Consider the following 23,456-nt stretch of genomic DNA (forward strand, 5'->3'; position numbering starts at 1 on the left):
CTAGGACCCAGCCGCGTGCCCGGGTGGGGCCGGCCGGTCGGTGGCCGGGGCGGCCCGGCGGCCGTCGCCCAGGAGGGTCTGCTGGGCGTGCGGGACCACGTGGATGAGGCACAGGACGCCCCACAGGATCGCCCCGGCGCCGATCAGTTCGGGGAGCAGCCACCAGCCCGTGCGGATCTGTTCGCCGAAGAGCGTGACGCCCAGCAGGAGGCTCACTGTCGCGTCGCCGATCGTCAGGGCCGGCTGGGAGGCGGCCAGGGAGCCGGCCTGGAGGGCGTTCTCCAGCAGCAACAGGGCGCCGACCCCGGTGAGCGCGAACCCGTAGGTCTGCCAGGTGGTGAGGAAGGCCGCGAAGCCGGAGGCGTCGAGGGTGCCGGCCGCCGACTTCAGCAGGGCGGCGGTCAGGGCGTTGCCGATGGCGGCGGCCGCGGCCAGCACGGCGGCGCGGAACAGGGCGGGGCGTCCTGGCCGGGCGAGGACCACCGCCGTGGCCATCGCCCCGAGGCAGACCGCCAGGGCCGGGATCCACCCCATCATGGACGCCTGGTCCCGGGCCCCGGAGGGTGCGGCCGAGACCAGGACCAGCGTGAGCCCGCCGACCATGCCCGCCACACCCCACCAGCCCGCCCGCGGCAGCCCTCGGTGCATCAGGGGGGCGGCGATGAGCAGGGCGAACGGCAGTTCCAGGATGAACAGGGGCTGCACGAGCGCCATCGGCCCGTTCACCAGGGCGAGGGCCTGGAACAGGGCGGCCCCCATCACCCCGCCGATACCGGCCAGCCAGGCGGGGCGGCGCGCCAGGGCGAGCAGCAGACGCAGGCCGCCGCCGCGCGCGACCGTGGAGGCCGCCTTGCGCTGGAAGGCCGTGCCCACGGCGTTGCTGGCGGCCCCCATCACGGCGAAGCACGCGGCCAACCCGATCACACGTCCACCATGCCCGACCGGCGCCGTGCCGTCCTGCGGTCGGACGGGCCATACATCGGGCTTATGAGTCCATAGACGGGACCCGCGTACTAACTTAGGTTTGCCTTAGTTTAAGGTTGCCGACGAGTCGAACATCCTCGCTCGAAGGGAACCTGATCATGCCCCGCCCCCTGCGGGTAGCCATCGTCGGAGCCGGCCCCGCCGGGATCTACGCCGCCGATGCCCTCCTCAAGTCCGACGTGGCCACCGAGCCGGGCGTGTCCATCGACCTCTTCGAGCGCATGCCGGCCCCGTTCGGCCTGATCCGCTACGGGGTCGCGCCCGACCACCCCCGTATCAAGGGCATCGTCACGGCCCTCCACCAGGTGCTCGACAAGCCTCAGATCCGGCTCTTCGGCAACGTCGACTACCCGGGCGACATCAGCCTGGACGATCTGCGCGCGTTCTACGACGCCGTGATCTTCTCCACCGGCGCGACGGCCGACCGGGCGCTGCCCGTACCCGGCATCGAGCTGGACGGCTCGTACGGCGCGGCCGACTTCGTCTCCTGGTACGACGGGCACCCGGACGTGCCGCGCACCTGGCCGCTGACGGCGCGGAAGGTCGCCGTGCTCGGAGTCGGCAACGTCGCCCTGGACGTGGCCCGCATCCTGGCCAAGACGGCCGACGAGCTGCTGCCGACCGAGATCCCGCCGAACGTGCACGAGGGCCTGAAGGCCAACGAGGCCGTGGAGATCCACGTGTTCGGCCGCCGGGGCCCCGCACAGGCCAAGTTCAGCCCGATGGAGCTGCGGGAGCTGGACCACTCCCCCACGATCGAGGTCGTCGTCGACCCCGAGGACATCGACTACGACGAGGGCTCCATCGCGACCCGGCGCGGCAACAAGCAGGCCGACATGGTCGCCAAGACGCTGGAGAACTGGGCGATCCGCGACGTCGGCGACCGGCCGCACAAGCTGTTCCTGCACTTCTTCGAGTCCCCGTCCGAGATCCTCGGCGAGGACGGCCGGGTCGTCGGCCTGCGCACCGAGCGCACGGAACTCGACGGCACCGGCAACGTCAAGGGCACCGGCACCTTCAAGGACTGGGACGTCACGGCCGTCTACCGCGCCGTGGGCTACCTCTCCGACAAGCTGCCCAAGCTGCCCTGGGACCTGGAGTCGGGCACGGTCCCGGACGAGGGCGGCCGGATCATCGCCGAGTCCGGCGAGCACGTGCAGTCCCTGTACGTCACCGGCTGGATCCGGCGCGGCCCCGTGGGCCTCATCGGCCACACCAAGGGCGACGCCAACGAGACGGTCGCCAACCTGCTGGACGACTTCGCGAACGAGCGCCTGCACACCCCCGCCTCGCCCGCCCCGGACGCCGTCGACGCCTTCCTCGCCGAGCGGAACGTCCGCTTCACCACCTGGGAGGGCTGGCACCGCCTGGACGCCGCCGAGAAGGCCCTGGGCGAGCCGCAGGGCCGCGAGCGCGTGAAGATCGTCGAACGCGAGGACATGCTCCGGGCGAGCGGCGCGTAGTCCCGCAGGCCCGCACGGATCTCGGGCCCGCACGGATTTCGACACGAGACGAGCCGTGACCCCTCACGGGGCACGGCTCGTCTCGCTGTGCGGGAAACAGGTGCGCGCGGGCGCACGCACCGCCCCGCCGGGTCGCCTAGCGGTTCGTGCACACGTTCCCGGCGGCGGGGTTGAGCAGGCCGATCAGGTCGATCGAGTTGCCGCACAGGTTGAGGCCGAGGTCGATGGGGAGCTGGATGACGTTGCCGGAGAGCACCCCGGGGCTGTTGCTCGCCGTGCCGGTCGCGCCGGCGTCGGCCGCGGCGGTTCCCGCGCACGTCATCAGAGCCGCACCAGCCAGGGCGGCGGCAGCCGTCATTCTGATCCTCATGAAGAACTCCTGTCGCTCGAAGAACACGGGCGCTCCCACGGTGAGGGTCCCGGGCGCCGCAGAACACCGTTTCACCGCCGAATGCAGTAGGACTGTCAGCCTCACAGGGCCTGACTTGCTCCGAACGGGGAAGGCGGCCAGGACACGTCGGTCCCGACGGAGTTACGGTGCTCCGGCGCCCACGTCAACGCCGCGCCGTCGCTCGCCGGGGAGTCATGGTGAGCGGCCGCGGGCCTCCGCTCGGACGGGCTGACCACGGAGAACACCCCGTCACGTCACACGCACGGCCGCGGGCGGGCGGAACCGCCGTCGCGGCGGTGCGCGTATGGACCCCGCGCGACCGGGCATGATCCGGCTTGGCGATACTGAACGCACACGCCGTCTCCGCTCTCAGATTGGCTCATGTCGAACTCTCCTTCCCCCCGTCCCGCGACACCGCCCACGGTGTGGCCGGCCCGCGGCCGCCACACCGGGCCCGCCGCGGAGGACGTCGTACGGCGCCACCTCAAGCAGCTCAAGGCCGACGGCGTCATCTTCGACCACCTCGAACCGGAGGATGCCGGCCCCGGCGGCGAGAAGGTCTTCGAGGCCCGCTGGCTGGTACCCGGCGAGGTGACCGTACGGGCCCGGCTCATGCTGTCACCTCTCACCGGCTCCGGATCCGGACAGGCCGGACAGGAGCACGAGTGGGTGCTGATGGCGGAGGCGGAGCAGCCGTGGGATCCACGGTGGCCCTCCCCCGCCGCCATGTTCTGGCCGCAGGGGCCCGACGCCGGCTGGCAGTACGAGGCCGTCACCGGGCTGCGGCTCGGCGAGGTCACCCCCCTCCCGGAGGACGACAAGGACCTCCGGCGGATCCTGCGGCACGCGGCGCGGGACACCTGGACGCTGCACGTCGTCGTCCACGAGGCCATGACGCCCGACGAGCGCGGCCGCGCGGCGGTGGTGCGGGCGCTGCCCGAAGGGCTGCGGCACCGGGTGGTGGAGCACCGGGCCGCGCCGCACCGGTTCCGGGCCGTGAACTGGGTGCTGGACGACTTCGGCGTCCGGATGCCCCGCGGCGGCGCCGTGGTCCTGCCCGGCAGTCCCCCGCCGCCCGGCTACGACGTGGCCGACTTCTCGGTGCGCAGCGTGTTCCTCGACGGCACGGAACCGGCCGAACTCCTCGGCGCCGTCAACCGTTTCGCTGCGCTGCCCAGGCCCCTGCCGGACGGCGCCGACCGGGCGCTCACCGCGCTGCGCGAGGACTGGCAGCTGCTGACCTTCGAGGAGGAGCTCACCCGGGCGCGCGAGCTCGTCACCATGTACTCCGAGGCCCTGGAGGCGATGACCAAGTCCCGGGACCTGTACAAGGAGGCCGCCGAACGCGCCCACGAGGCCCTCGCCGTGTACCGGGAGGCGGAGACCGTGGGCGTACTGCCCGCCGGGAAGCAGGCTCGTACAGCCTCGGGCTCCCCCTTCCAGCAGCTGGCGCGCGGGCTCGGGCGCCTGAAGGGCACCGCCCTGTCGCTGCGTCCGGGCAGTGCCCAGGACCGGCGGCCGAAGGCCGGTGCGGCCCCGTCTGACGACGGTGGCGCGGCTCCGGCCGGCGGGGACGCCGGCACGTCCCCGCCGGCCGGAGGCTCGGATCCGCGGACCGGGGACTGACCCCGGTTCGCGGCGGTAAGGGTGCCCGGACCCGCCGGGTGGCGCGGTCCGGACGCTCGGTCCGCGCTGCGGCCCGTCCGGGAGGCCGCCCGGACGCGCCGCGGCGGGGCGGCTCCCTCGCGGGCGGCGCCGTCCGTCGGGCCCTGGGCGTTCGCTTCCGAACGGGGCCCTTCCCGGCACCGGGCAACTGACCTATGGAGCAGGCGGATTGACCGCCCGGGGGCCCAGTCCGGCCGGCCGGGGCGGCGGATGCCGCTCCGCCGCCTGCACCATCAGCAGCAGCGACAGCGCGGCCAGGCTGGCCAACGACGCGCACACCGCGGTCAGTCCGGCGCTCAGCGGCGGTGCCACTGTGATCGCCAGGGCCCGGGAGGCCTGTGCCGGGGCGAACCTGCCCTCGACGTAGCCGACCGCGGCCGGCACCGCCGGGACGACCGCTCCCGCCACCAGGGCCGCCACACCGGCGCGCAGGGCCAGCAGCAGGGCCAGCAGCCCGCACAGCCCCGACACGGTGAGGGCCAGGAAGCAGACGAACAGGGGCACGCCCTGCCAGCGCAGTGGGAAGTAGGCCGCGCCGCAGACCACGAGAGCCGCCGCGGCGATCCAGCTGGGCCAGAAGGCGGACCGCCCGGCCCGCTCCCCCGGCTCCTGCGCGGCCTCCAGCTCCCGCGGCGGGGCCGCGCCCGGCTCGGCAGCCGGCACGTCGTGCGGTGCTCCGTACGGTTCGTCGGGCCGCTCCCCGGCCAGTCGCCCGATCAGCTCCACGAGTTCCTCGACCGTGCGGCTCGCGGCGGCCGCGTGGATCGCCGTCCGGCCGCAGTGCGGCAGGTGCGGCGGCCGGTGCAACAGCGTCACCAGCCGGGTGACGTCCGCCACGCAGCGGCCGCCGACCGCGGCGCGGATCGTGTCGTCGGCGCTGTCGGCCGGCCGCGGCGGCCGGGTCAGCTCCGCGATCAGACCGGCGACGTCCTCCACGGGCCGGTCGAGGGCGACCGCGCGCAGGGCGTGCCGCACGGCCTCGGTGTGCTCGGGCGATCCCTCCAGGAGGGTGACGAGCCGGAGGACCTCCTCTAGGGGGCGGTCGTCGACCGCGGCCCGGACGAGGCCGCCGACGGGATCACCGGCCGCGCCCTCGCCCTCGCCGCCTTCCACCATGCCGCCGGGCGGCCCGGACCAGTGGATCTCGTCGGCGAAGTCGATGACGGCCTGGTTCGACTGGGATGGTGCAGAGCGGGTGGTCATGCTGGGCTCCATGGCAGGGGTGCGGCCGCCTCTGCGCCCCCGAAGCGCGACACGCCTTTACCCCGCCATTACAAGGGAACTGCCGCCCGGCGCGCCACCGGGACGACGCACCGGGGTGACGTCCGGTCATGGAAGTGCGGCAACGTGGGCATCCGAAAGGGGAAGGCGCCGCGAGCGGCACGACAGGAAGGGCCCCAACCGTGGACTCCACCGCGAAGGTGCTGCTCATGACCGCCGTCATCACGGCTGTCGTACTGGTTCTGGCCGCCGTGCTGGCCGTGGCCGTCGTCCTGCTCAGGCGTCTGGTGCGCACCCGGCGAGAGCTGCGCCGCGCCGGCCTTCCGACAGGGCCGCGCTGGGTCTTCTGGGGTGCGGTCGTCTATCTCGTCCTGCCCACGGACCTGTTGCCCGACCCGGTGTACCTGGACGACATCGGCGTGCTGCTCCTGGCTCTGCGTTCGCTGCACGCCGCCGCCGGTGACCGGCTGCCCGCTCCGGCCCGCCGACCCGGACTTTTCGGGCACCGAGGGCATCCGGACGCGAAAAACTACGCTCCGTAAGGAAACCAATCACCCGTTCGATTCGTATAAGTCTCGGGAACCCGAAACGAAGTCAGCGGGCCAAGCGACGCCACAAGCAGCAACACCGCTTGGTCGCGGCTGCACCGACAGGGGAGAGACGATGCAACCGTTCGCGCTCAACTACGCTCGTCCGGCAGTGGAACTGGACGCCACCACGCCGTACGCCTACGACTCCGGGCTGCAGTTGAACGTTCTCATGGACGGACGGATCGCCGCATCCGACCACGCGCTGCTGAGGGAGCTGGGCACCACGACCTCCACGGCGGGCTCCAAGACGCACTTCGACGACTGAAGACGGCCGCGGAGATGACCGTACTGATCCTCACCGGCGAGGAGGACGTGACGGCGGACATGGTGGTCATGCACCTGAACGCCTCCTCGACCCCGGTGGTCCGGCTGGACCCGGCCGATCTGACCACGGGCGCCGCTCTGTCGGGCGAGTGGGCCCACGGCTCCTTCGACGGCCATCTGTCGGTGGCCGGACGGCTGGTGAGCGTGAGCCGTCTGCGCTCGGTATGGGTGCGCAGACCGGGAGTTCCGGCCGCCCGGGCGGGCCGGCCGTCCGCGTGGCTGTCCGAGGAGGCCGCACAGGCCCTGTACGGAATGCTGCGCGGCTGCGGAGCCCGCTGGATGAACCATCCGGACGCGGCCGAGCGCGCCCGGCACAAGCCCTGGCAGCTGCGCCTCGCCCAGCGCAGCGGCCTGCCGGTGCCGGCCACGCTCATCACCACGTTCCCGCGGGCCGCACGGGAGTTCGCCGAGCGCTTCCCGGACCTGGTGGTGAAACCGATCTCCGGTGCGCATCCGCAGGAGCCGCCGACGGCGGTGCCGACCAGCCGGGTCGCCCCGGACGCGGACTTCGGCGCGGTGGCCTTCGGACCGACCCTGCTGCAAAGCAGGATCGCCAAGCGCGCCGACATCCGGCTGACCGCGGTCGGCGACACGCTGCTGGCCGCCCGCAAGACGACCCCGGCGGACGCCGACCCCGAGGAGGTGGACGTCCGGTTCGCCACGTCCAAGACGCCGTGGCGGCCGGCCGAGGTTCCGCCACCCGTGGCCGCGTCGGTGCGCACTTATCTACGGCAGGCCGAACTCTCCTACGGTGCCTTCGACTTCGCCGAGGACGCCGACGGCACCTGGTGGTTCCTGGAGTGCAACCAGTCCGGACAGTTCGGGTTCGTCGAGGTGGAGACCGGCCAGCCGATCGCCCGCACCATCGCCAAGTGGCTCGGCCATCCCGCCCCACGCGCACACGAGTACGCCAACGGCAGGCGTACGGCGGCTCCTTGACGGCACGCGGTGCCAGGAGAGCGTCCGCTCGTACGTCTGCCGCGGGGTCAACCAGGCGGCGGGCGACCAGGTTTGGGACGGTCGGGTTCAGACCGCCAGGGACAGGGCGCCGTCCTCTTCGACGTCGGTGCTCATGCCCGCGTCCGCTGCTCTCCCCCGGGCGAGCAGCAGGGCGTCCGCCTTGCCGATGGCCTCGTGGATGCCGGTGGCCCCCATCATGACGCACAAGGTGTAGCTGACGTCCTCCAGTTCCCGGGCCGTCTCGGCCCGCTCCCTCTCCGCCTGAGCGATCTTCAGCGATGCGTACCGAGTCAGCAACGTCCTGACGACCTTCGGGTCCGGAACCAGCACGGAGCGCCCCTCTCTTCGATTTTTGCTCCGTATGCCCGCGGCACGCCGTGCCATGCACAACGACCGGCCGCAAACATATGTTTGACCGAATTCAGTCGATTTCCGGTGGCAGATCCACCGCTCGCCACCGGGGCACCGCCGGCTCTACCGGCCGCGGCTCCCGGTTCTGCGCCGCACCGCGGCGCGGCGCTCGCCGGCGGTCATGCCACCCCAGACACCGTCGTACTCGCTGTTGCGCAGGGCCCAGGCCCGGCACTCGCCCAGCACGGGGCACCGGTGGCACACCGCGCGGGCCTGTTCTATCTGACGCACGGACGGACCGCTCTCCCCGAGCGGGAAGAACAGCTCGGGGTCCTCGAAACGGCACGCCCCGCGCTCGCGCCAGTTCTCGATCGTTCGGACAAAGCTCACCGGGACCTCCGCTGAACACTCGGCCGCACATGTCCGGGCAGCTCCCGTCTGCGGCGGCAGGGCGCCGCACGACCCGGCAGAGGTATCCGCAATATAGGTGCTTTTCGGCCCCACGGCCACGATTGGGTGAGCGCCACGCAGGAGACGCACAGGAGAACACTCCGCCGTGAGCCCCTCCGGGCGGACGCCCTGCGGCCACGGGCCCACTCGGCGAGTGATTCTTCGCGCTGGTGGCCGAATTCGTGCAGTGAGTCCGGCCAGTCAGGGCCGACGGGAGGTCCTGGGGTCCGGACAGTCAGGGCCGCCCGGAGACCCCCGGGTCCCGGTTCATTCGGCGAGCGCGTCGGCGAGTTCCGCCGTGGCCTCGGCGATGTCACGGTCGCGGTCTGCCAGCAGCGCAGGCAGCGCGCCGCTGCGGGACCGTACGGCCTGCCGCGCCCTGCGCTCCCACACCACCGGGTTCTCAGGGTGGTTGAGGAGCTTGGGGTAGACAGCGGCGACGCTCTCCCACTGCCGGGCGTCGGCGATGCTCCTGAGCAGCTGGATGATCCGCGGACGGCAGGTCACACCCGGAAGCTGGGCGAGCTCCCACAGGAAGGGGACGGTGGCGGCGGTGGCCTGTTCCACCACGAAGCCGTACTGGCAGATCCGTCCGCGCAGCTCGTCCAGCGCGGCACCGGCGGTCCGGGCGTCGACCGAGGCCACCCGGCGGAGCAACAGGGGGATGTCGGCTGCGGGGCCGGTGGAGTCCCTGATGTCGCTCCAGGGCACCTGCCCCAGGCCCGGCAACGGGATCGCGCGGTCGGTGCGCTGAGCGCCGGGCTGCTCCATCGGTACGGTGCGCATGGCGTCGTCCTTTCCGGCGGCGGTCGTAAGAGGGGAAGGGCGGTTCAGTGGGGTGAACGCGTCGGCAGCCTCACCCAGACCGACTTGCCGGCCGGGGGCCTCGGGGTCCAGCCCCAGTCCTCGGCCAGGGCGTCGACCAGGCGCAGGCCCCGGCCGTGCTCCAGCAGGCCGAAGCCCGCCGGGGTGCGGCGTACGGGGCGGCCGGCGCAGGGGTCGGAGACGGTGATGATCAGCTGTGCGGCGTCGACAGCGAGTCCGAGCCACACGGCCGTGTCACCGGGCGGGGCGTACGGCACCGCGTGCGTCGCCGCGTTGGCGGCGAGTTCGGTGACGACGAGGGCGGCGTCGTCGGCGCAGTGGTCGAGCGACCATCTGCCCAGGGTCTCGCGCGTGAAGGCGCGGGCCCGGGCGAATCCCTCCCGGCCGCAGTCGATCCGAAGTGCCGCGGCCGCGATCGCGCCGGGGGTCCCCTCCGCCCACGGCGCGATCACGGCGGCCGCGCTCGGCACTTCGAGTGCACGGCTCACTGGTGAGGGCACGTCATCTCCCTGATGCGACGTCACCGAACGGCGTCCACAAGGGGTTGACGCCCCAGCTATTATCCACGCTGACAGCGTCCGCGTGCAATTGCACGCGAAATTTCTCGTGAAAGTGCGAGCGGACGTGCGAACGTGAACAGCAAGGAGACCGCGGTGCCACCAGTGCGGAACGGAGTGCGGGCCAGTTCGCTGGACGCCCGCTGGATCAAGAGCCGGCACAGCAACGCCGAAGGCAACTGCGTGGAGGTCGCCGCCCTGGTCGGCGGCGACATCGCGCTGCGCAACTCCCGTGACCCCGACGGTCCCGCGCTGGTCTACACCCCCGCCGAGGTGGCCGCGTTCCTGGCCGGCGCCAAGGACGGCGAGTTCGACCATCTGCTGTGAACGCGGCCGTCAGCCAAGAAGCGGAGGGAACGTGCCGACTTCCCCCGGCGGCTGCCCTCCGCAGCCGTACGGTGCGGTACGGTGACTGCTCAGTCTGCCGGTCTACTGGGAGCCAGGATGTCCGCCGAGCCACATCGCATCTCCCGCCTCGAACCCTATCTGGACCGGACCGAGCCTGCCCCGACTCTGCTGAAGATGCTGGTCGGCGTCCAGTTGGCGGGGTTCCGCGAGGACGCCGGGATGTCCCAGGAGCAGTCGGCGCGCGAACTCGGCTTCAGCGCCGCGAAGCTCTCGCGCATCGAGTCGGGCAAGGGACGCCGTCCTCCGGCCGAGGGCGACGTCCGCGCCCTGCTGAAGCTGTACGGCACCGACGAGTACGAGTCCTCGGTCCTGCTCAGGCTGCTGCGTCGGGCGGGCGAGCCCGGCTGGTGGCAGCGCTACGACAAGCGGCTGATGCCCGAGTGGTTCGACCGGCTGGTCGGCCTCCAGGAGGCGGCCGCCGCGATCCGCACCTTCGAGATCCAGTACGTGCCCGGGCTGCTCCAGACCGCGGCGTACACCCGGGCTGTGGTGGAGCGCGGGCTGCCGACCGCCTCGGCGAACGAGGTACAGCGGCGCATTGAACTGCGCACGCGCCGGGCCGAGTTGCTGCTGCGGCAGGACGCGCCTCAGCTGTGGGCGGTCATCGACGAATCGGTCCTGCTGCGCGTTCTGGGCAGCCGCGAGGTCATGCGCGAGCAGCTCGGCCACCTCGTCGCCATGGCGCAACGCCCCAACGTGACCCTGCAGGTCGTCCCGCTGGACGTGACCAACGCGTCCGCGCCCGCCATCCCGATCACGTATCTCCGGTTCGGCGGCCTGGACCTGCCCGACGTCGTCTACCTCGAACACATCAGGAGCGCCAACTTCCTCGAGGACCGCGACGAGACGGAGGAGTACCGGATCGCCCTGGACCGGCTCGCGGACGAGGCGCTCACACCGCAGGAGTCCCTGGCGTTGCTGCGCAAGACGGCCAACGACCGCTACGCGTCCGCGTCCTAGTGCCGCGGCAGGCAACGTTTGCCCGTAAAGGAGCGGCGTCCGGTGCGTGCTCTGGGGGTCCCCCTGCTCGAAGAGCTTGGGGGAGTGCCGGCCGGAAGTCCTCGTACTGGACGTACTTGGGCTTTCGGCCGGTGCGGCGAGTGGGGGTCCCCCCTGCTCGAAGAGCTCGGGGGAGCGTGCCGGGCGTCGCGACGGGGCGAACGTTGCCTGTCGGGGCACTAGCTTCTTCGCCCCCCCCGGCCCGGAGACGGCAGCCGAGGCCGCACGAAAGCCGGATGAGACGAACGCCCCGCCCAACACCCGATGTCCGGGTCCTGGACGGGGCGTTTGTCATATGTGTCAGCGGATCAGGCCTATGCCGCCGAACTCCACCCACTCATGGGTGAGTTGACGGGGCGCCACCTCGGTGTCCGGCCGCCAGGTGGACACCTCGACCAGACCCGGCTCGAGCAGCTCCAGGCCCTCGAACCATTCGGCGACGTCCTTCTCCTGGCGCACCCGGCCCCAGTGGCCCTGCGTGGCCTTGTCCATGAAGTCCGTGACGAAGGCCCGCACTTCGGGGTCCTCGCTGACGAGCTGGCACATGAGCATGATGCTGCCGGGCACGAGCCGTTCCCGCACGCGCTCCACCACGGCGAGCGGGCCGTCGATGTCACTGTCCGGGATGCAGTGGAACACCGAGTTGAACAGCACGGCCACCGGCTGCGAGAAGTCGATCAGGCGCCGGGTCTCGGGGTGCGAGAAGATCTCGTCGGTCTGCCGCATGTCGGCGTGTATGACCGCGGTGCGCTCGTCCTGCTGCAGCAGGGCCCGGCCGTGGACCAGCACCATGGGGTCGTTGTCGACATAGATCACGTGCGACTCGGGGTCGACGCGCTGGGCGACCTGGTGCACGTTGTTCTGGGTGGGCAGACCGGAGCCGTGGTCGAGGAACTGCCGGATCCCGTGTTCCTCGGCGAGGGTGCGGACGGCCCGTTGCAGGAAGCGCCTGTTGTTGAGGGCGAGCCGGCGGGTGCTGGGGACGACCTTGTCGAGTTCCTCGCACGCGGACCGGTCGGCCGCGTAGTTGTCCTTGCCACCCAGGTAGTGGTCGTACATACGCGCAGCCGTCGGAACGTTCTCGTCGATGTTCGTCGACAGCTGGTTCTCCCCAGGCATCAGTCCCCCAGATTCGCCGATTCCACCGCGCCAACTGGGCCGGTTGGACGGAGAGTACATCCTAGGGAACCGGCATCTTCCCAGACCAGTCCACCGTCCGACGACGGCCCGTGACGGCATCACGGTCTGTCCCGATCCTCACGAATTCTTCACCGGACGGCACCCATCAACCGCGCGGTACGGAGCACCCGGATCCTCTGTCGGACAAGGGGGTGTCATGGTCTTCGTCGCCGTACTGCTGCTACCGCTCGTGTCCGTGCTGCTGGTGGTCATGGACCGCGTGGAGCAGCGCATGCTGGATCCGGCTCCGGCGCGGGGCCGTCATGCCGGGCGTAGCGGACACCTGCGGCTGCTCCCGGGTGGCCGCCGCGGCTCCGGGCCCGAGGCCCGCCCGGTCGCGTCCGCGTCGGGCCCGACCGCCTCCGGCGAGCGGCGGCGGACCGCCTGAGCCGGCGCGCCTCCCGGCCCGCGTGCGCACGCGGGTGTGCGCCGGGCGTGCGTCCGCCGGGCCCGTTCCGTGCCCGCTTTCGCCGGTGGGCTTGCTCGGGTACCCGGGTCCTGTGACACGCTCGGTGACGACCGGCCCGTACGGCCGGTCGTCACTCTGTCCGGCACAGTGGAGAGGCACCGGTATGCGCATCGGACTGCTCGGCACCGGCCCCTGGGCACGGATGGTCCACGCCCCCGCCCTGAGCGCGCACGGCGAGCTGGACTTCGCCGGCGTATGGGGGCGCCGTACGGCCGCCGCGAAGGATCTCGCCGAACGACACGGCACCCACGCCTTCGACGATCTCGACGCCCTACTGGCGGAGGTGGACGCGGTCGCCGTCGCGCTGCCCCCGCACATCCAGGCCGACCTCGCGGTGCGGGCCGCGCGGGCACACTGCCACCTGCTGCTCGACAAGCCGCTCGCCGCGACGGTGGAACAGGGCCGCGCGGTGGTCGGGGCCGTACGGGAGTCCGGTGTGGCCTCGGTGGTCTTCTTCACCACCCGCTTCCAGCCCGAACCGGCGGCCTGGATCGCCGAGCAGGCCGCCCGGGGGGAGTGGTTCACGGCGCGGGCGCAGTGGCTGGGCGCGGTGTTCACCGGCGACAGCCCGTTCGCCGACTCGCCCTGGCGGCGGGAGAAGGGCGCGCTGTGGGACGTCGGCCCGCACGCGCTGTCGGTGCTGCTGCCGGTCCTCGGCGACGTACGGCGCGTGACGGCCGCCGCGCACGGTCCCGGGGACACGGTGCACGCGGTCCTCGACCACGTCGGCGGCGCGTCCAGCACCCTCACCCTGAGCCTGACCGCTCCCCCTGCGGCGGCCGGGGCGACCGTGGAACTGCGGGGCGAGGCCGGCGTGACGCTGCTTCCGGAGGCCTCCGAGGACGCCGTCGCCGCCTACACGCGCGCGACGGACGCGCTGCTCACCGCCGCCCGCACCGGCCGCCCTCATCCGTGCGACGCCGCGTTCGGCCTCCGGGTCACCGAGATACTCGCGGCGGCGGAGACGGAGCTGACGCGCGACACGGACTGACCGGCCCGGCAGCGCGGCCGCGCTGCCCCCCCACTCGCCGGAGGGTGGCTGACAACGGCCGGAGAGGGGCAGGTCAGCCCACGTCCCACAGGAACCGGTGGGTGTGGATGCCGAAGTACGGGAACGACTGGACCTGCCGTACGCCCTCGATGGGACGGACCACGTCGTTGACGAAGTCCAGCAGGTCCCGCGGGCCGGGCGCGACGACCTCGGCGAACAGGTCGAAGCCGCCGGAGGTCAGCACCGAGTAGACCACCTCGGGGCGGCCGGCCAGTTCGTCGGCGACCGCCCGCGGGTCACCGTCCACGCCGATGCCCAGCAGGGCCATGGCCTGTCCGCCCATGGCCATCGGATCGGTCACGCCGACCACCTGGACGGCCTTGGAGTCCAGCAGGCGCTGGAGCCGCTGGCGGGCGGCGGACGCGGACAGACCGACCTTGGGGCCGAGGTCCGCGTACGCGATCCGTCCGTCGGTCTGCAACTCGCGCAGGATGGCCCGGTCGATCTCGTCCACGTGTGTCGCTCTCCCTCTCCCGGCCGGCTCGCCCCAGCGTAGGCCCTGCCGTCAGCCGAGCAGTTCGGCCAGGGCGGCGGCGAAGAGCTCGGTGTGCGCGTCGACGTCCTGCTCGGTGGTGTCGGGGCACATCAGCGTCATGTTGTGGAACGGGGTGAGCAGGATGCCCCGGTTGGCCAGGTAGAGGTGGAGAATACGATCGGATCACTAGCCGCTTCAAGGCTGGCTTCAGATTCGTGCGTCGCGACAGCTGATCCACGCACCCTCAGGCTGCCGACCACTGGGCTCCCCCGTCGCCGCATGGCCGGCGCCCGTCTTGCCGACGAGGCCGGCGGGCCGTTCCCTGGACGTATGCGTCCGTGTGTGGCCGTCGCCGGGTACGGTGCCGGGGGGCTGGAACCCGCCCGGCAGGTGAGCCTGCTTCAGGCCAGGCGGGGGGCGTTCGTGGGGTGCGGGGGCCCGGGCGGGGTCGTGGAGGCGTGCACGCGGGGCGTGCGATCGGCGGGCGACCTGCCCGGCCGCATGCGGAAGGGACGGTGCGATGGATCCTGACATCCGGACCAGGGCCGCGATCGAGGAACACTGGCGGGCATCGGAACGTGGGGACACCGAGGCCGAGCACGCCATCTACGCCGCGGACGCCGTCCTCGACTATCCCCAGTCGGGTGAACGGTTCCGGGGTCGCGCCACGATCTCGGCGCAACGTGGCGGGCACCCCGCCAGTCGCCACTTCACCGTCCACCGGATCATGGGCGGCGGAAGTCTGTGGGTGAGCGAGTGCGTCATCACGTACGACGGGGTGCCCAGCTACTCGGTGAGCATCATGGAATTCGCCGACGGGCACGTGGTGCACGAGACCCAGTACTTCGCGGACGCCTTCGGCGCCCCGGAATGGCGAACGGCGCTCGCGGAACCGATGCCGGGCAGGAACATAGCCAGGGCCTGACCGCCCGCGCCCCCCAACCCGGCCCGATGGCAGGGCGGATAACCGGTGGCCCCGGGGTGAGCAGGTCCAGCACAGTTGGGCCATGGCGATCTCTGGACCCCGGTTCATACCTGGCCTCGAGTTGTCCGAGGTCTTGTACGAGGAGGCGGTGGAGCCGATCCTCCGGGATGCGTTTCCAGGGCTGCGTTACGCGGCTGCTCGGATCGGCGGCGGCTCCGAGGTGCTCGGTTTCGACACACCGCGGTCGGCAGATCACGAGTGGGGCCCGCGGCTGGAGATCTTCCTGACAGCCGAGGACCGGGCTCAGCACGGTGGTGCGATCTGTCGCACCCTGGCTGAACGGCTGCCGAAGGACGTTCGGGGCTGGCCCACCCACTTCGAGGAGAGCGACGATCCGCTGGATCCGGTCGGGCGTATGCAGTCGACCGACGGCCCGGTGAACCATCGCGTAGACGTGCACGACGTGGACAGCTGGCTGGCCGAGCAACTCGGAGTGCGTCCGGCCGGTGCAGAGCCGACCACTCGTGAATGGCTGGCGATGCCACAACAGAAGCTCGCTGAGACCACTGGTGGAGCGGTGTTCCATGACGGGCTCGGTACTCTCACCGACGTCCGGAGGCGGCTGGCTTGGTATCCCGGCCAGGTATGGCGGTATCTGCTGGCTTACCAGTGGCAGCGCGTCTCACGGGAAGAAGCGTTCGTGGGTCGCTGCGCGGAAGTCGGTGACGACATCGGTTCGGCCGTCGTGGCCGCTCGGCTGGTGCGTGATCTGATGCGCCTTTGCCTGCTGCTGGAGCGCCGCTACGCCCCCTACGGCAAGTGGCTCGGCAGCGCCTTCGGCCGGCTGCCTGCGGCGGAGTCGCTCAAACCGGCTCTCCGTGGTGCGCTGGCGGCGACGGACCACCGGACCCGGGAGGCGCATCTGTGCGACGCGTACGAGGTTGTCGCTGCCCTGCAGAACGCATCGGGGCTCAACGCGCCGGTGGACCCGAGGCGGCGGCCCTACCACTCGCGTCCCTTCCAGGTTCTGCGCGCCGAGCGTTTCGCGCAGGCACTCGCGGAGACGGTCACGGACCCGGACCTTCGGACGTCGGCGCTCGTGGGAGGCGTGGACCAGTGGGCAGACAGCACTGATCTGCTCAACCAGCCCCAAGCCATACGGGCCACAGCACACGCTCTCGGATGAGAGGCAGCAGGTCCGGGACAGGCACTGCCCAAGCGGTGGTGCCTACAGATCTGCCGGGCGGGTGAACCCGTAGGCGCGCTCGACCTTGGCCACGTGGAGTGAGAACGAGGTGTACCAGCGCTCGCGTCCGTCCGCACGGGCCAGGGCGTGCTCCGCGTGATCCCGCCAAGCGGCGATCGAATCCTCGTCCTTCCAGTACGACACCGTGACCCCCAGGCCGTTCGCACCGCGAGCGGAATCGACGCCGAGGAACCCCGGCTGGTCGGCAGCCAGCTTCATCAGCCGCTCGTCCGCCTCCGCATAGCCGTTGTCGCCGACGGTCCGCACGGCGGTGAACACCACGGCGTAGTAGGGCGGAGCGGGCAGCGACGCGGGCGCAGGATCGGTCACGGAGGTCCTCCAGCAGACGACACCGGCAGTATCGCCTCAAACGATCTCGCACACCCACCTGAACTCACAATCCCGCCACCCGGTGACCGACCCACGCTCCCGGTCGGCCTGCCGGGCGGCTGAACGCGCCTCGGCCGTGGTTGCGAGCGTGTCGGGACAGGCCACCGCGGCCACCCTCGCTAACGTCCGCTTCGCGCAAAAGGCCCCCAAGGGACCGATTCGCACCCATTGGCGGTCGAGAGGACACGGCCCGCAACGTCTTCCAGTACGACCAGAGCATCCCGCCAGCGTCCCGCTGACCGAGCACGGTCCGAGTCCTCATTGTCATCGCCCAGCGAAGCTCCGGACGTTCGGAGCTTCGCTGGATCCGTACTGGGAAGCACACGCATCGCCACATCACTGTGGTGAGTCCGGCTTCAGCGAACCGTGGCGCCCCGGGCTTCCGCGGAGGCGGCGTAAGCCGTCCCTTCGAAAACATCATTGCCGACGCGCCCAGCGAATCCACACCCTTGGGGGCGGTGGAACGCACGGTCAGGCGGAACTTGCAGGCGAGGGAAGCCCCGGGCTTCAGGGTGGCCTTCGCGGGCGTGACACCGGAAGCCACCAGGCCCTGTTGACCGCGCGCCGCCACCGGTCACATCGGCCGGCGCTGCCACTCGACCTCGAGCACCGCGGCGAGCCGTCGCTGCCCGGTGTGCAGCATCACCGGGCCTCAGCGGCAGACGCTCATACCCCACTACCGCCGCCCGTGGCAGGCGCGCTGCGGCGGGGCCACCACCAAGGTGTCCCCGCCGTTCGGCTCGTCAGGCGCGGTCGCATCCTGCGTGGAGGCGATCGCGCCCCGCCTTGTTCCTACCGAAGCCGCTGGTACAGGATCCGGGGGTCGGGACCCGGCTCCAGGAGGCACCCCATCACCGTCATCACGCACGAGGACCCGATCGGCCGGGGCCGCAGCAACTACCTGATTCACGCTGACCTGTCAGACCGGCAGGACGGCTGGAGCGAACAGCTCTGGACCCGCCAGCTCGCGCCTGACCGGTTCGAGGTGGCCTGCCTGCCCTTCTTCACCTACGGCATCTGCTACCGCGACGTGGTGACCGTAGACAGCAACCACCTGGTAACCGCCGTGCTGGAGAAATCCGGCCATCGCACCCTTCGGGTCGCTCTCGTCGTCGACCACCCCGATCGGGACCAGCTGCACGAACTCCTGCACGCCAAGGTCGTCGAGGCCGACCTGCCTCACGAATGGCTCCAGGGGACCTACCTCGCGGTGGACCTCCCGCCGGGCACGGATCCGACAGCACTCGTGAAAACCCTGGAGGCACCCGCCCAGACCGGCGCTCTCCACTGGGAGATCGACTCCTGATTCGAAGGCTCTTTCCGATAGGAGTTGTTAGAGACTGGTGACGCTTCCAGCAAGGTGCTCGCCTACAAGTCACCGCACGGTGTGGCCCGGTGCTCAGCAGGTGCGGACACTCCTTGGTGGCGGCGGCAAGCGTCACCCGTGCTGCGCTCATGCTCCACGACGGTGGCAGGCGCCGTCCGCGCGACGGACGAGAAAATACGTTGGCTGGCTGCCGCCGAGCTGCGACGATGCAGCTGTTTCCCATGCGGAGGGGGGCCTTTGTTCGTTTTCGTCTGCGCGAGGTGCGCTGCCGAGCTGACCGTCCCCTTGTCCCAGGTCTCCCTTCCGGCCCACGCTCGTCAGAAATACGGGAACGGGGCCCAGCTTCCGGTGCTCATGGGATCAGGAACGTTTGCCGTGGACCCGGACCCCTGGGGGCGGCCGTGGCGGATGTGGCACGAGATCGATCCGGACGAGGCGGAGGCACGCGGCATCTACGCGCCGGCCTACGCCCTGTCCGACAGCGCGCCCGGGGCGATTGTCATCGCGCCCGGAGATGTCCGCGGAACACGGCTGATCCCCGAGAAGAGCGGCGGTGCCTGCTGCGGCCCAGATGGGGCAGACGGGCCCAACTTGGCCTGCGAGGCGTGCGACCTGCCCGTGGCGGCCAGGGTCGACGACTGCTCGCTCTGGCAGGCAGTGCGGCTCAGCTCAGACGCCGTGCACCGCGTCCTCGTTGACGGTGTCCACGCTGCGCCGCTCTCCTGGGCGGAGCTGATCGAGAAGGGGGAGAGCACGCCCCCGTTCGAGCCGATTGCCACGTGGGGAGGACGGTTTGGACCGAGCCACTACTGGTCGTGGAGTCCGCAATGGGAGGCGGCAGCCGGCCGGGCGCTCGCCCACCTGCTGGCGGCCTCCGAAGGACAGCCGGTGAAGGTTCCCAACGGTCTGACCGCGGACGTGTTCCAGCGAACGCTCGACGCGCTGCTGCCCGCAGGCCCGCCGAAGCGGCGCGCGGTCCTGGCTGGACCGGGACGGCCCGCGCCCGACGCAGGCGTCGACATCCTGCTCGTACCGGTCCATCCGCAGACGGGTCAAACCTGGACCCCCGCCGGCCCGGCCGCATCGGCATACCCGGTGCCGCTGCCTCTGGGGGTGTGGCTGTGGTTGACCTCTCCCCAGCCCTACTTGCCGGTTCCCGCGTCGGGTGGCATACCCCAAGACGTCCTCCGCGACGACCCGCTGCCGCCGCGCCCCAATTACCTGTTCCGGGCCGACCGGGGAGCGTTCCAGCACACCGTGGTCCGGTTGCCGGCCGTGCGCAGCCCGTGGCTGCGCACGATCCTCGAGAACCTCACGCAGGACAGGCCGGCCGGCCTCTTCTAGCGGTCTGGCAATCGAACAGCACCAGACTCTCGCGTCTCCCGAAGTGGTCAGCACCTGCTGTCTGCGAATCTGGTGAACAGAACCACCTGGCCGGCGGCCCAGGGACGCCCCAGGCTGCCTGCGCTCATAGTCCTCGATCTGTCGGGGGTACGGGCCTGCCGGCTGCAGAAGATTCGTCACGGACGGCGGAGCCGGCCAGGGACTGCTGGTTCGACTGGGGGGACGGAGCGGGGCGTTGGCCGTCTCAAATCGATCTTCGCGAAGATTTCACCTTGGGTACAACCTTTCACGTGCGCACCAGGTCTGGTCTGTCGGTTCAGCAGACCCACAGAGCAGACTTGGGGAACAAATGCGTATTCGTGCCACTGTTGCCGCTGTCTCCGGCGCCCTGGCCCTGTCCGCCCTCGCCGTGCCGGCCTCTCAGGCGAGCAGCCCTTCGTTCGCGCTGACGGGGGCGGACACCGCCCCGGTGATCAGCAAGGTCGTTGTGAACAGTGGAAAGCCGATCGTGCTCGGTACCACCGCCACCAAGAAGGTGACGGTCTCCGTCACCGCGTCCCACTCCTCGGGTATCGACGACGCTCTCTCCTACCTCTGGAGGGGCCGCGACAGCAACCCGAACCTGTACGACCTCGGGTTCCACCCGGACAAGGAAAGGGCCAAGTGCAAGGCCGCGAAAGCCACAACCTCGACCTGCACCCTCACCATCACGGTCGATCCCCGATACCTGTGGAACACCAACGCCACGACCTGGCGGGTCTACGCCGGCGCATGGGGCAAGGACGGGAGCTTCACCGAGAATGGCAAGTTCTCCTCGGTCAGGTTCCAGCGGCTGTCGCGGCTGACGGCCAAAGCCTCCCCGAAGTCCGTGAAGAAGGGCAGCACCATCACGGTCACGGGCAAGCTGGACCGCGCCAACTGGGACACCCGTAAGTACGCGGGCTACACGTCCCAGTCGGTCAAACTCCAGTTCCGGAAGAAGAACAGCAGCACATACACCACCGTCAAAACGGTGAAGAGCTCCAACACCGGCACGCTCAAGACCACGGTCAAGGCTGCGAAAGACGGCTACTGGCGCTGGAGCTTCGCCGGTACGACCTCGACTCCCGCAGTCAACGCCACCGGTGACTTCGTCCACGTGAAGTAGTCCCGCGGCGCGCGGCCGGACGCCGGTACTGTTCCGGCGTGACCAGTGACGCTGCCGCACCAAGCGGAGTCTGGAACGGTGCCTCAGTGCGCTCTCGTGTTGCCGCGATGGGCCGGGAGGACCCCGAGCGTCGCCGTTTCGGCGCCTCTCATCACGGGTACCGGCTTTACCCGCCCCTGACGGAAGCGACGATCCGATCCTTCGAGCAGCTGCACGGCATTACCCTTCCTGCTTCCTACCGAAGCTTCCTGGGTACGGTCGCCGACGGCGGAGCGGGGCCGGACTACTGGCTCCTGGGCCTGGCAGAGGAAGGGGACGACGAAGAGGCCCTGCACGACCTTCGGGCAGAGTGTCTGCACGTGGGCTTCCTGGCCACCCCGTTCGCACACACCAGGGAGTGGCCGGGGCCGGGCAGGGGAGGCAACGCCGACTACTCGGTGGCGGGGACGCTGGTCCTCGGCGAGTCCGGCTGCGGCACCTTCGCCCGTCTGGTCGTAACGGGGAGCGGTGCCGGACAAGGGTGGCTCGACGACTGCGTGTGGGGTGGTCTCACCCCCGGGCCGGACTTCCGCGATTGGTACACCGCATGGCTGGAATCCCACTAGATCTCAAACGCGGTCTCATCAGAGAAAGTACTTGGTTGGCACCTTCGGGCGCTCGGCCGACGGAAGGTATCTACGGATGCTCCACGTGGGAGGCCGGCGGCACGGGACCGGTCCCCCGTTCCGGTCCCGTGTCCGCGGCTCGTCGAACCTACGTGTAGCGGGCAGCCGTTGGGTATCGCGCCGATGCCCCTTCGGGCCGGTGGAGGGCTCACCCGTGCACAAGTGAGTCCCAAATGCCCGCCTTACTCCGCGCCGAGGGCGGGTGGTTCGAGGTCGCCCAGTGCCAGATGGGCCAGGACGACCTCGTACAGGTCGCTGCCGGCGGCGAGGAGCTGGCGTTCCAGGACGGGCTCCACACCGCGGACGTGCTCGCGGACGGTCTGCGCGTGCACGCCGAGCAGTTGCGCGGCGCGCTCGGCGTTGCCGCCGGCGGTGATCCAGGTGCGCAGGGTGCCGCGCAGGTCCCGCGCGTCCGCCGCCAGCCGGCCGAGGAGTTCGCGTGCCCAGGTACGCAGCGCCGGTCCGGTCAGCAGGTCGCCGAAGCGTACCGGGCCCGTCGGCGGCGCCGGACCCGCGGCCGGCTGGTGGTCCAGGCCGGCCTGGGTGTTCAGGGCGAGGTGGACGGCGGCCCGGGCGGCCAGGCTGCCGAAGTCCGCGCCGACCAGTCCCTCCACCCGCTCCATGCGGGCCCGTACCGTGTTGCGGCTCACCCCGAGGACCTTCGCGGCGCTCACCGCGGTGAACTCCAAGCCCAGCCGGGTGGTGGCGAGCAGTTCGGCGCGTGTGTGGTGCGCCAGCGTGTCCAGCGGCCGCAGCAGCCGGGTGGACCAGGCGCGCAGCGCCTCGGGGTCCATCAGGCGTTCGGGGTGGCTGCGCTCGGCGTACACGGCGGCCCCCTCCGGGCGGAACCGGGCGACCGCGAGGGCGCTCACGGCCTGCCCGTACGCGGTGGCGGTCCGGGCCAGGCTGTGCCGGGTGCTGCCGCCGAGGAACGTGCGCGGCCGCGTGCCGACCAGCGAGCGCAGGTGGCGGCCGTCGGTCTCGACGGGCGCGACCACGATCACGTGCTCGTCCACCGCCGGACAGAGCACCACCAGCGCTCGTTCCCCCGTGGCGTCCAGGCACTCGGCGGCCAGCCGGTCGCGTTCGGCGCGGTGGGCCTCGACGACGTAGACCCAGGCGGCGTCCGTGTCGAGCAGTCCGGGCCACAGGCCCGCTGCCACCCGGCGGGCCGAGACCGTGTCCTCCACCATCAGCAGTTGCAGGATCGCCAGGCGCAGGGCCGCCGTCGCCTTCTCGAGCCGGTGCCCGGCCACGGCCGACTCGTGGGCGCGCAGCAGCAGTTCGAGCACCCCGGCGGTGCGGGTGACCATCTCGGCGGCCTGCCGGTCGAAGGGCTCGGCGCGGGAGACGGCCAGGACCCGGGCCCGGGCCGACTGCGGATGCGGGCCTCCGACCCGCACCAGACGGACATGGTGTCCGCGGTCCTCCAGGGCGGCGGAGGCGAACCGGCCGGAGACGACGTCCGCGACCACGTTCTCGTCCAGGGGCACCGGTTCCCCCGCCAGCAGGGTGCCGCTGCCGTCCAGCAGGCAGCCGGTTCCCCGCACGGACGCGGCGAGCCAGGCGACGACCTTGCGCACGTCCCGCCCGGTCGGCCGCAGTTGGTCGAGGAGTCCCTCGGCCCAGGACGCCCGGTCGGCCCGTCCGTGCGCTCCGGCGGCCCCGTCGGTCGCATCCTCTCGCCCGGCCATGTCGGCTCTCTCCTCATCCGTCGCATGTCCGTGGCCTTGACCTCGCTGTTTCCGGTCGGCGACGTTACCAGGCAGTATCCCTCCGGTCCGGACCAGGACACCGCGCGATCGGGCAAGCACGCGGAAAGGCGGCTTCGCCGGAGGTTCACAGGGGGGATGGTGAACACCGGCGAAGCCGCACGCCCGGGGCCGGGGGGACAGCTCCCGAGCGGTTCCAGAACCCTGTTTCCCCCGGATCCGGGAAGTACGCCTATGAATTCCAGGCGCGAGCGAGTGACACGGCGCGGGCGAGTGACACGGTGGCCGCACAGCGGCACCGCGGCGCGTACCCGCCGTGGGCAGGCCCCTGCGCAGCC

General features: G+C 71.3%; 26 protein-coding genes. 15 read left to right on the top strand and 11 right to left on the bottom strand.

The features are described 5' to 3' along the window. On the bottom strand, positions 1-924 hold the full coding sequence (locus OIE49_RS03095) for a DMT family transporter (protein ID WP_326800947.1): 924 nt from the start codon (positions 922-924) through the stop codon (positions 1-3). Between the two features lie 158 nt (positions 925-1,082). Between OIE49_RS03095 and OIE49_RS03100 the strand changes: the two genes are divergently transcribed. After that, positions 1,083-2,447, top strand: coding sequence for an FAD-dependent oxidoreductase (locus tag OIE49_RS03100; protein WP_326800948.1), 1,365 nt, complete (start codon positions 1,083-1,085; stop codon positions 2,445-2,447). Between the two features lie 136 nt (positions 2,448-2,583). Here OIE49_RS03100 and OIE49_RS03105 read toward each other — a convergent pair whose 3' ends face one another. Next, entirely contained in the window at positions 2,584-2,817 is a 234-nt protein-coding gene (locus OIE49_RS03105; RefSeq protein ID WP_100571902.1) for a chaplin, read from the bottom strand. 402 nt (positions 2,818-3,219) lie between these two features. On the opposite strand from OIE49_RS03105, the gene OIE49_RS03110 reads away from it, so the two are divergent. Continuing rightward, positions 3,220-4,464, top strand: a complete 1,245-nt coding sequence (locus OIE49_RS03110; RefSeq protein ID WP_326800949.1) for a hypothetical protein — start codon at positions 3,220-3,222, stop codon at positions 4,462-4,464. A gap of 192 nt (positions 4,465-4,656) precedes the next feature. Here OIE49_RS03110 and OIE49_RS03115 read toward each other — a convergent pair whose 3' ends face one another. Next, positions 4,657-5,706 (bottom strand): hypothetical protein, encoded by a 1,050-nt coding sequence (locus OIE49_RS03115; RefSeq protein WP_326800950.1) that lies wholly within the window; start codon positions 5,704-5,706, stop codon positions 4,657-4,659. 200 nt (positions 5,707-5,906) lie between these two features. Between OIE49_RS03115 and OIE49_RS03120 the strand changes: the two genes are divergently transcribed. The 3 genes from OIE49_RS03120 (at position 5,907) to tgmB (ending at position 7,577) form a co-directional block, all read left to right on the top strand. After that, positions 5,907-6,266 (top strand): YkvA family protein, encoded by a 360-nt coding sequence (locus tag OIE49_RS03120; RefSeq protein ID WP_376497041.1) that lies wholly within the window; start codon positions 5,907-5,909, stop codon positions 6,264-6,266. Positions 6,267-6,387: 121 nt separating this feature from the next. Further along, positions 6,388-6,579: a putative ATP-grasp-modified RiPP gene (tgmA, locus tag OIE49_RS03125; protein ID WP_100571863.1), complete on the top strand. Its 192-nt coding sequence runs from the start codon at positions 6,388-6,390 to the stop codon at positions 6,577-6,579. Between the two features lie 14 nt (positions 6,580-6,593). Then, on the top strand, positions 6,594-7,577 hold the full coding sequence (gene tgmB, locus OIE49_RS03130; protein ID WP_326800952.1) for an ATP-grasp ribosomal peptide maturase: 984 nt from the start codon (positions 6,594-6,596) through the stop codon (positions 7,575-7,577). An 87-nt stretch (positions 7,578-7,664) separates the two neighbouring features. On the opposite strand, the gene OIE49_RS03135 is transcribed toward tgmB, so the two are convergent. From OIE49_RS03135 to OIE49_RS03150, 4 genes are all read right to left on the bottom strand, one after another. After that, positions 7,665-7,928, bottom strand: a complete 264-nt coding sequence (locus tag OIE49_RS03135) for a DUF5133 domain-containing protein (RefSeq protein ID WP_100571865.1) — start codon at positions 7,926-7,928, stop codon at positions 7,665-7,667. 144 nt (positions 7,929-8,072) lie between these two features. Beyond that, positions 8,073-8,321 carry a WhiB family transcriptional regulator gene (locus OIE49_RS03140; RefSeq protein WP_100571904.1) on the bottom strand — a complete coding sequence of 83 codons (249 nt, stop codon included), beginning with the start codon at positions 8,319-8,321 and terminating at the stop codon, positions 8,073-8,075. A gap of 345 nt (positions 8,322-8,666) precedes the next feature. Next, complete coding sequence (locus OIE49_RS03145; RefSeq protein ID WP_326800953.1) at positions 8,667-9,185, bottom strand: hypothetical protein; 519 nt, start codon at positions 9,183-9,185, stop codon at positions 8,667-8,669. A 44-nt stretch (positions 9,186-9,229) separates the two neighbouring features. After that, the gene (locus tag OIE49_RS03150; RefSeq protein ID WP_326800954.1) at positions 9,230-9,724 is read right to left on the bottom strand and encodes an ATP-binding protein; all 495 of its coding nucleotides are present in this window, start codon (positions 9,722-9,724) and stop codon (positions 9,230-9,232) included. Between the two features lie 153 nt (positions 9,725-9,877). Here OIE49_RS03150 and OIE49_RS03155 point away from each other — a divergent pair, with 153 nt between their 5' ends. Then, positions 9,878-10,108 carry a DUF397 domain-containing protein gene (locus OIE49_RS03155; RefSeq protein ID WP_326800955.1) on the top strand — a complete coding sequence of 77 codons (231 nt, stop codon included), beginning with the start codon at positions 9,878-9,880 and terminating at the stop codon, positions 10,106-10,108. Between the two features lie 117 nt (positions 10,109-10,225). Beyond that, positions 10,226-11,149: a helix-turn-helix domain-containing protein gene (locus OIE49_RS03160; protein WP_326800956.1), complete on the top strand. Its 924-nt coding sequence runs from the start codon at positions 10,226-10,228 to the stop codon at positions 11,147-11,149. 339 nt (positions 11,150-11,488) lie between these two features. Here the strand turns inward: OIE49_RS03160 and OIE49_RS03165 are convergent, their stop codons facing one another. Beyond that, on the bottom strand, positions 11,489-12,307 hold the full coding sequence (locus OIE49_RS03165; RefSeq protein ID WP_326800957.1) for an SAM-dependent methyltransferase: 819 nt from the start codon (positions 12,305-12,307) through the stop codon (positions 11,489-11,491). 217 nt (positions 12,308-12,524) lie between these two features. On the opposite strand from OIE49_RS03165, the gene OIE49_RS03170 reads away from it, so the two are divergent. Together OIE49_RS03170 and OIE49_RS03175 are read left to right on the top strand one after the other, a co-directional pair. After that, positions 12,525-12,755, top strand: coding sequence for a hypothetical protein (locus OIE49_RS03170; protein WP_326800958.1), 231 nt, complete (start codon positions 12,525-12,527; stop codon positions 12,753-12,755). Positions 12,756-12,939: 184 nt separating this feature from the next. Beyond that, positions 12,940-13,827 (top strand): Gfo/Idh/MocA family protein, encoded by an 888-nt coding sequence (locus tag OIE49_RS03175; protein ID WP_326800959.1) that lies wholly within the window; start codon positions 12,940-12,942, stop codon positions 13,825-13,827. 73 nt (positions 13,828-13,900) lie between these two features. Here the strand turns inward: OIE49_RS03175 and OIE49_RS03180 are convergent, their stop codons facing one another. Beyond that, on the bottom strand, positions 13,901-14,341 hold the full coding sequence (locus OIE49_RS03180; protein ID WP_100571873.1) for an Lrp/AsnC family transcriptional regulator: 441 nt from the start codon (positions 14,339-14,341) through the stop codon (positions 13,901-13,903). Positions 14,342-14,882: 541 nt separating this feature from the next. Here OIE49_RS03180 and OIE49_RS03185 point away from each other — a divergent pair. Continuing rightward, positions 14,883-15,287 (top strand): nuclear transport factor 2 family protein, encoded by a 405-nt coding sequence (locus tag OIE49_RS03185; protein ID WP_326800960.1) that lies wholly within the window; start codon positions 14,883-14,885, stop codon positions 15,285-15,287. An 82-nt stretch (positions 15,288-15,369) separates the two neighbouring features. Next, positions 15,370-16,473: a DUF4037 domain-containing protein gene (locus tag OIE49_RS03190; protein WP_326800961.1), complete on the top strand. Its 1,104-nt coding sequence runs from the start codon at positions 15,370-15,372 to the stop codon at positions 16,471-16,473. A gap of 42 nt (positions 16,474-16,515) precedes the next feature. On the opposite strand, the gene OIE49_RS03195 is transcribed toward OIE49_RS03190, so the two are convergent. Further along, positions 16,516-16,863, bottom strand: a complete 348-nt coding sequence (locus OIE49_RS03195) for an antibiotic biosynthesis monooxygenase family protein (RefSeq protein WP_326800962.1) — start codon at positions 16,861-16,863, stop codon at positions 16,516-16,518. A 748-nt stretch (positions 16,864-17,611) separates the two neighbouring features. Between OIE49_RS03195 and OIE49_RS03200 the strand changes: the two genes are divergently transcribed. From OIE49_RS03200 to OIE49_RS03215, 4 genes are all read left to right on the top strand, one after another. Beyond that, positions 17,612-18,229, top strand: coding sequence for a DUF4265 domain-containing protein (locus tag OIE49_RS03200; RefSeq protein ID WP_326800963.1), 618 nt, complete (start codon positions 17,612-17,614; stop codon positions 18,227-18,229). Positions 18,230-18,487: 258 nt separating this feature from the next. Beyond that, positions 18,488-19,594, top strand: coding sequence for a hypothetical protein (locus OIE49_RS03205; protein WP_326800964.1), 1,107 nt, complete (start codon positions 18,488-18,490; stop codon positions 19,592-19,594). A gap of 349 nt (positions 19,595-19,943) precedes the next feature. Beyond that, entirely contained in the window at positions 19,944-20,741 is a 798-nt protein-coding gene (locus tag OIE49_RS03210; protein WP_326800965.1) for a DUF5707 domain-containing protein, read from the top strand. An 86-nt stretch (positions 20,742-20,827) separates the two neighbouring features. Further along, complete coding sequence (locus OIE49_RS03215; RefSeq protein WP_326800966.1) at positions 20,828-21,346, top strand: SMI1/KNR4 family protein; 519 nt, start codon at positions 20,828-20,830, stop codon at positions 21,344-21,346. Between the two features lie 242 nt (positions 21,347-21,588). On the opposite strand, the gene OIE49_RS03220 is transcribed toward OIE49_RS03215, so the two are convergent. After that, complete coding sequence (locus OIE49_RS03220) at positions 21,589-23,100, bottom strand: helix-turn-helix domain-containing protein (protein WP_326800967.1); 1,512 nt, start codon at positions 23,098-23,100, stop codon at positions 21,589-21,591. Positions 23,101-23,456 lie beyond the last annotated feature (356 nt).

The organism is Streptomyces sp. NBC_01788, from assembly GCF_035917575.1.
In the GTDB taxonomy this organism is placed as follows: domain Bacteria; phylum Actinomycetota; class Actinomycetes; order Streptomycetales; family Streptomycetaceae; genus Streptomyces.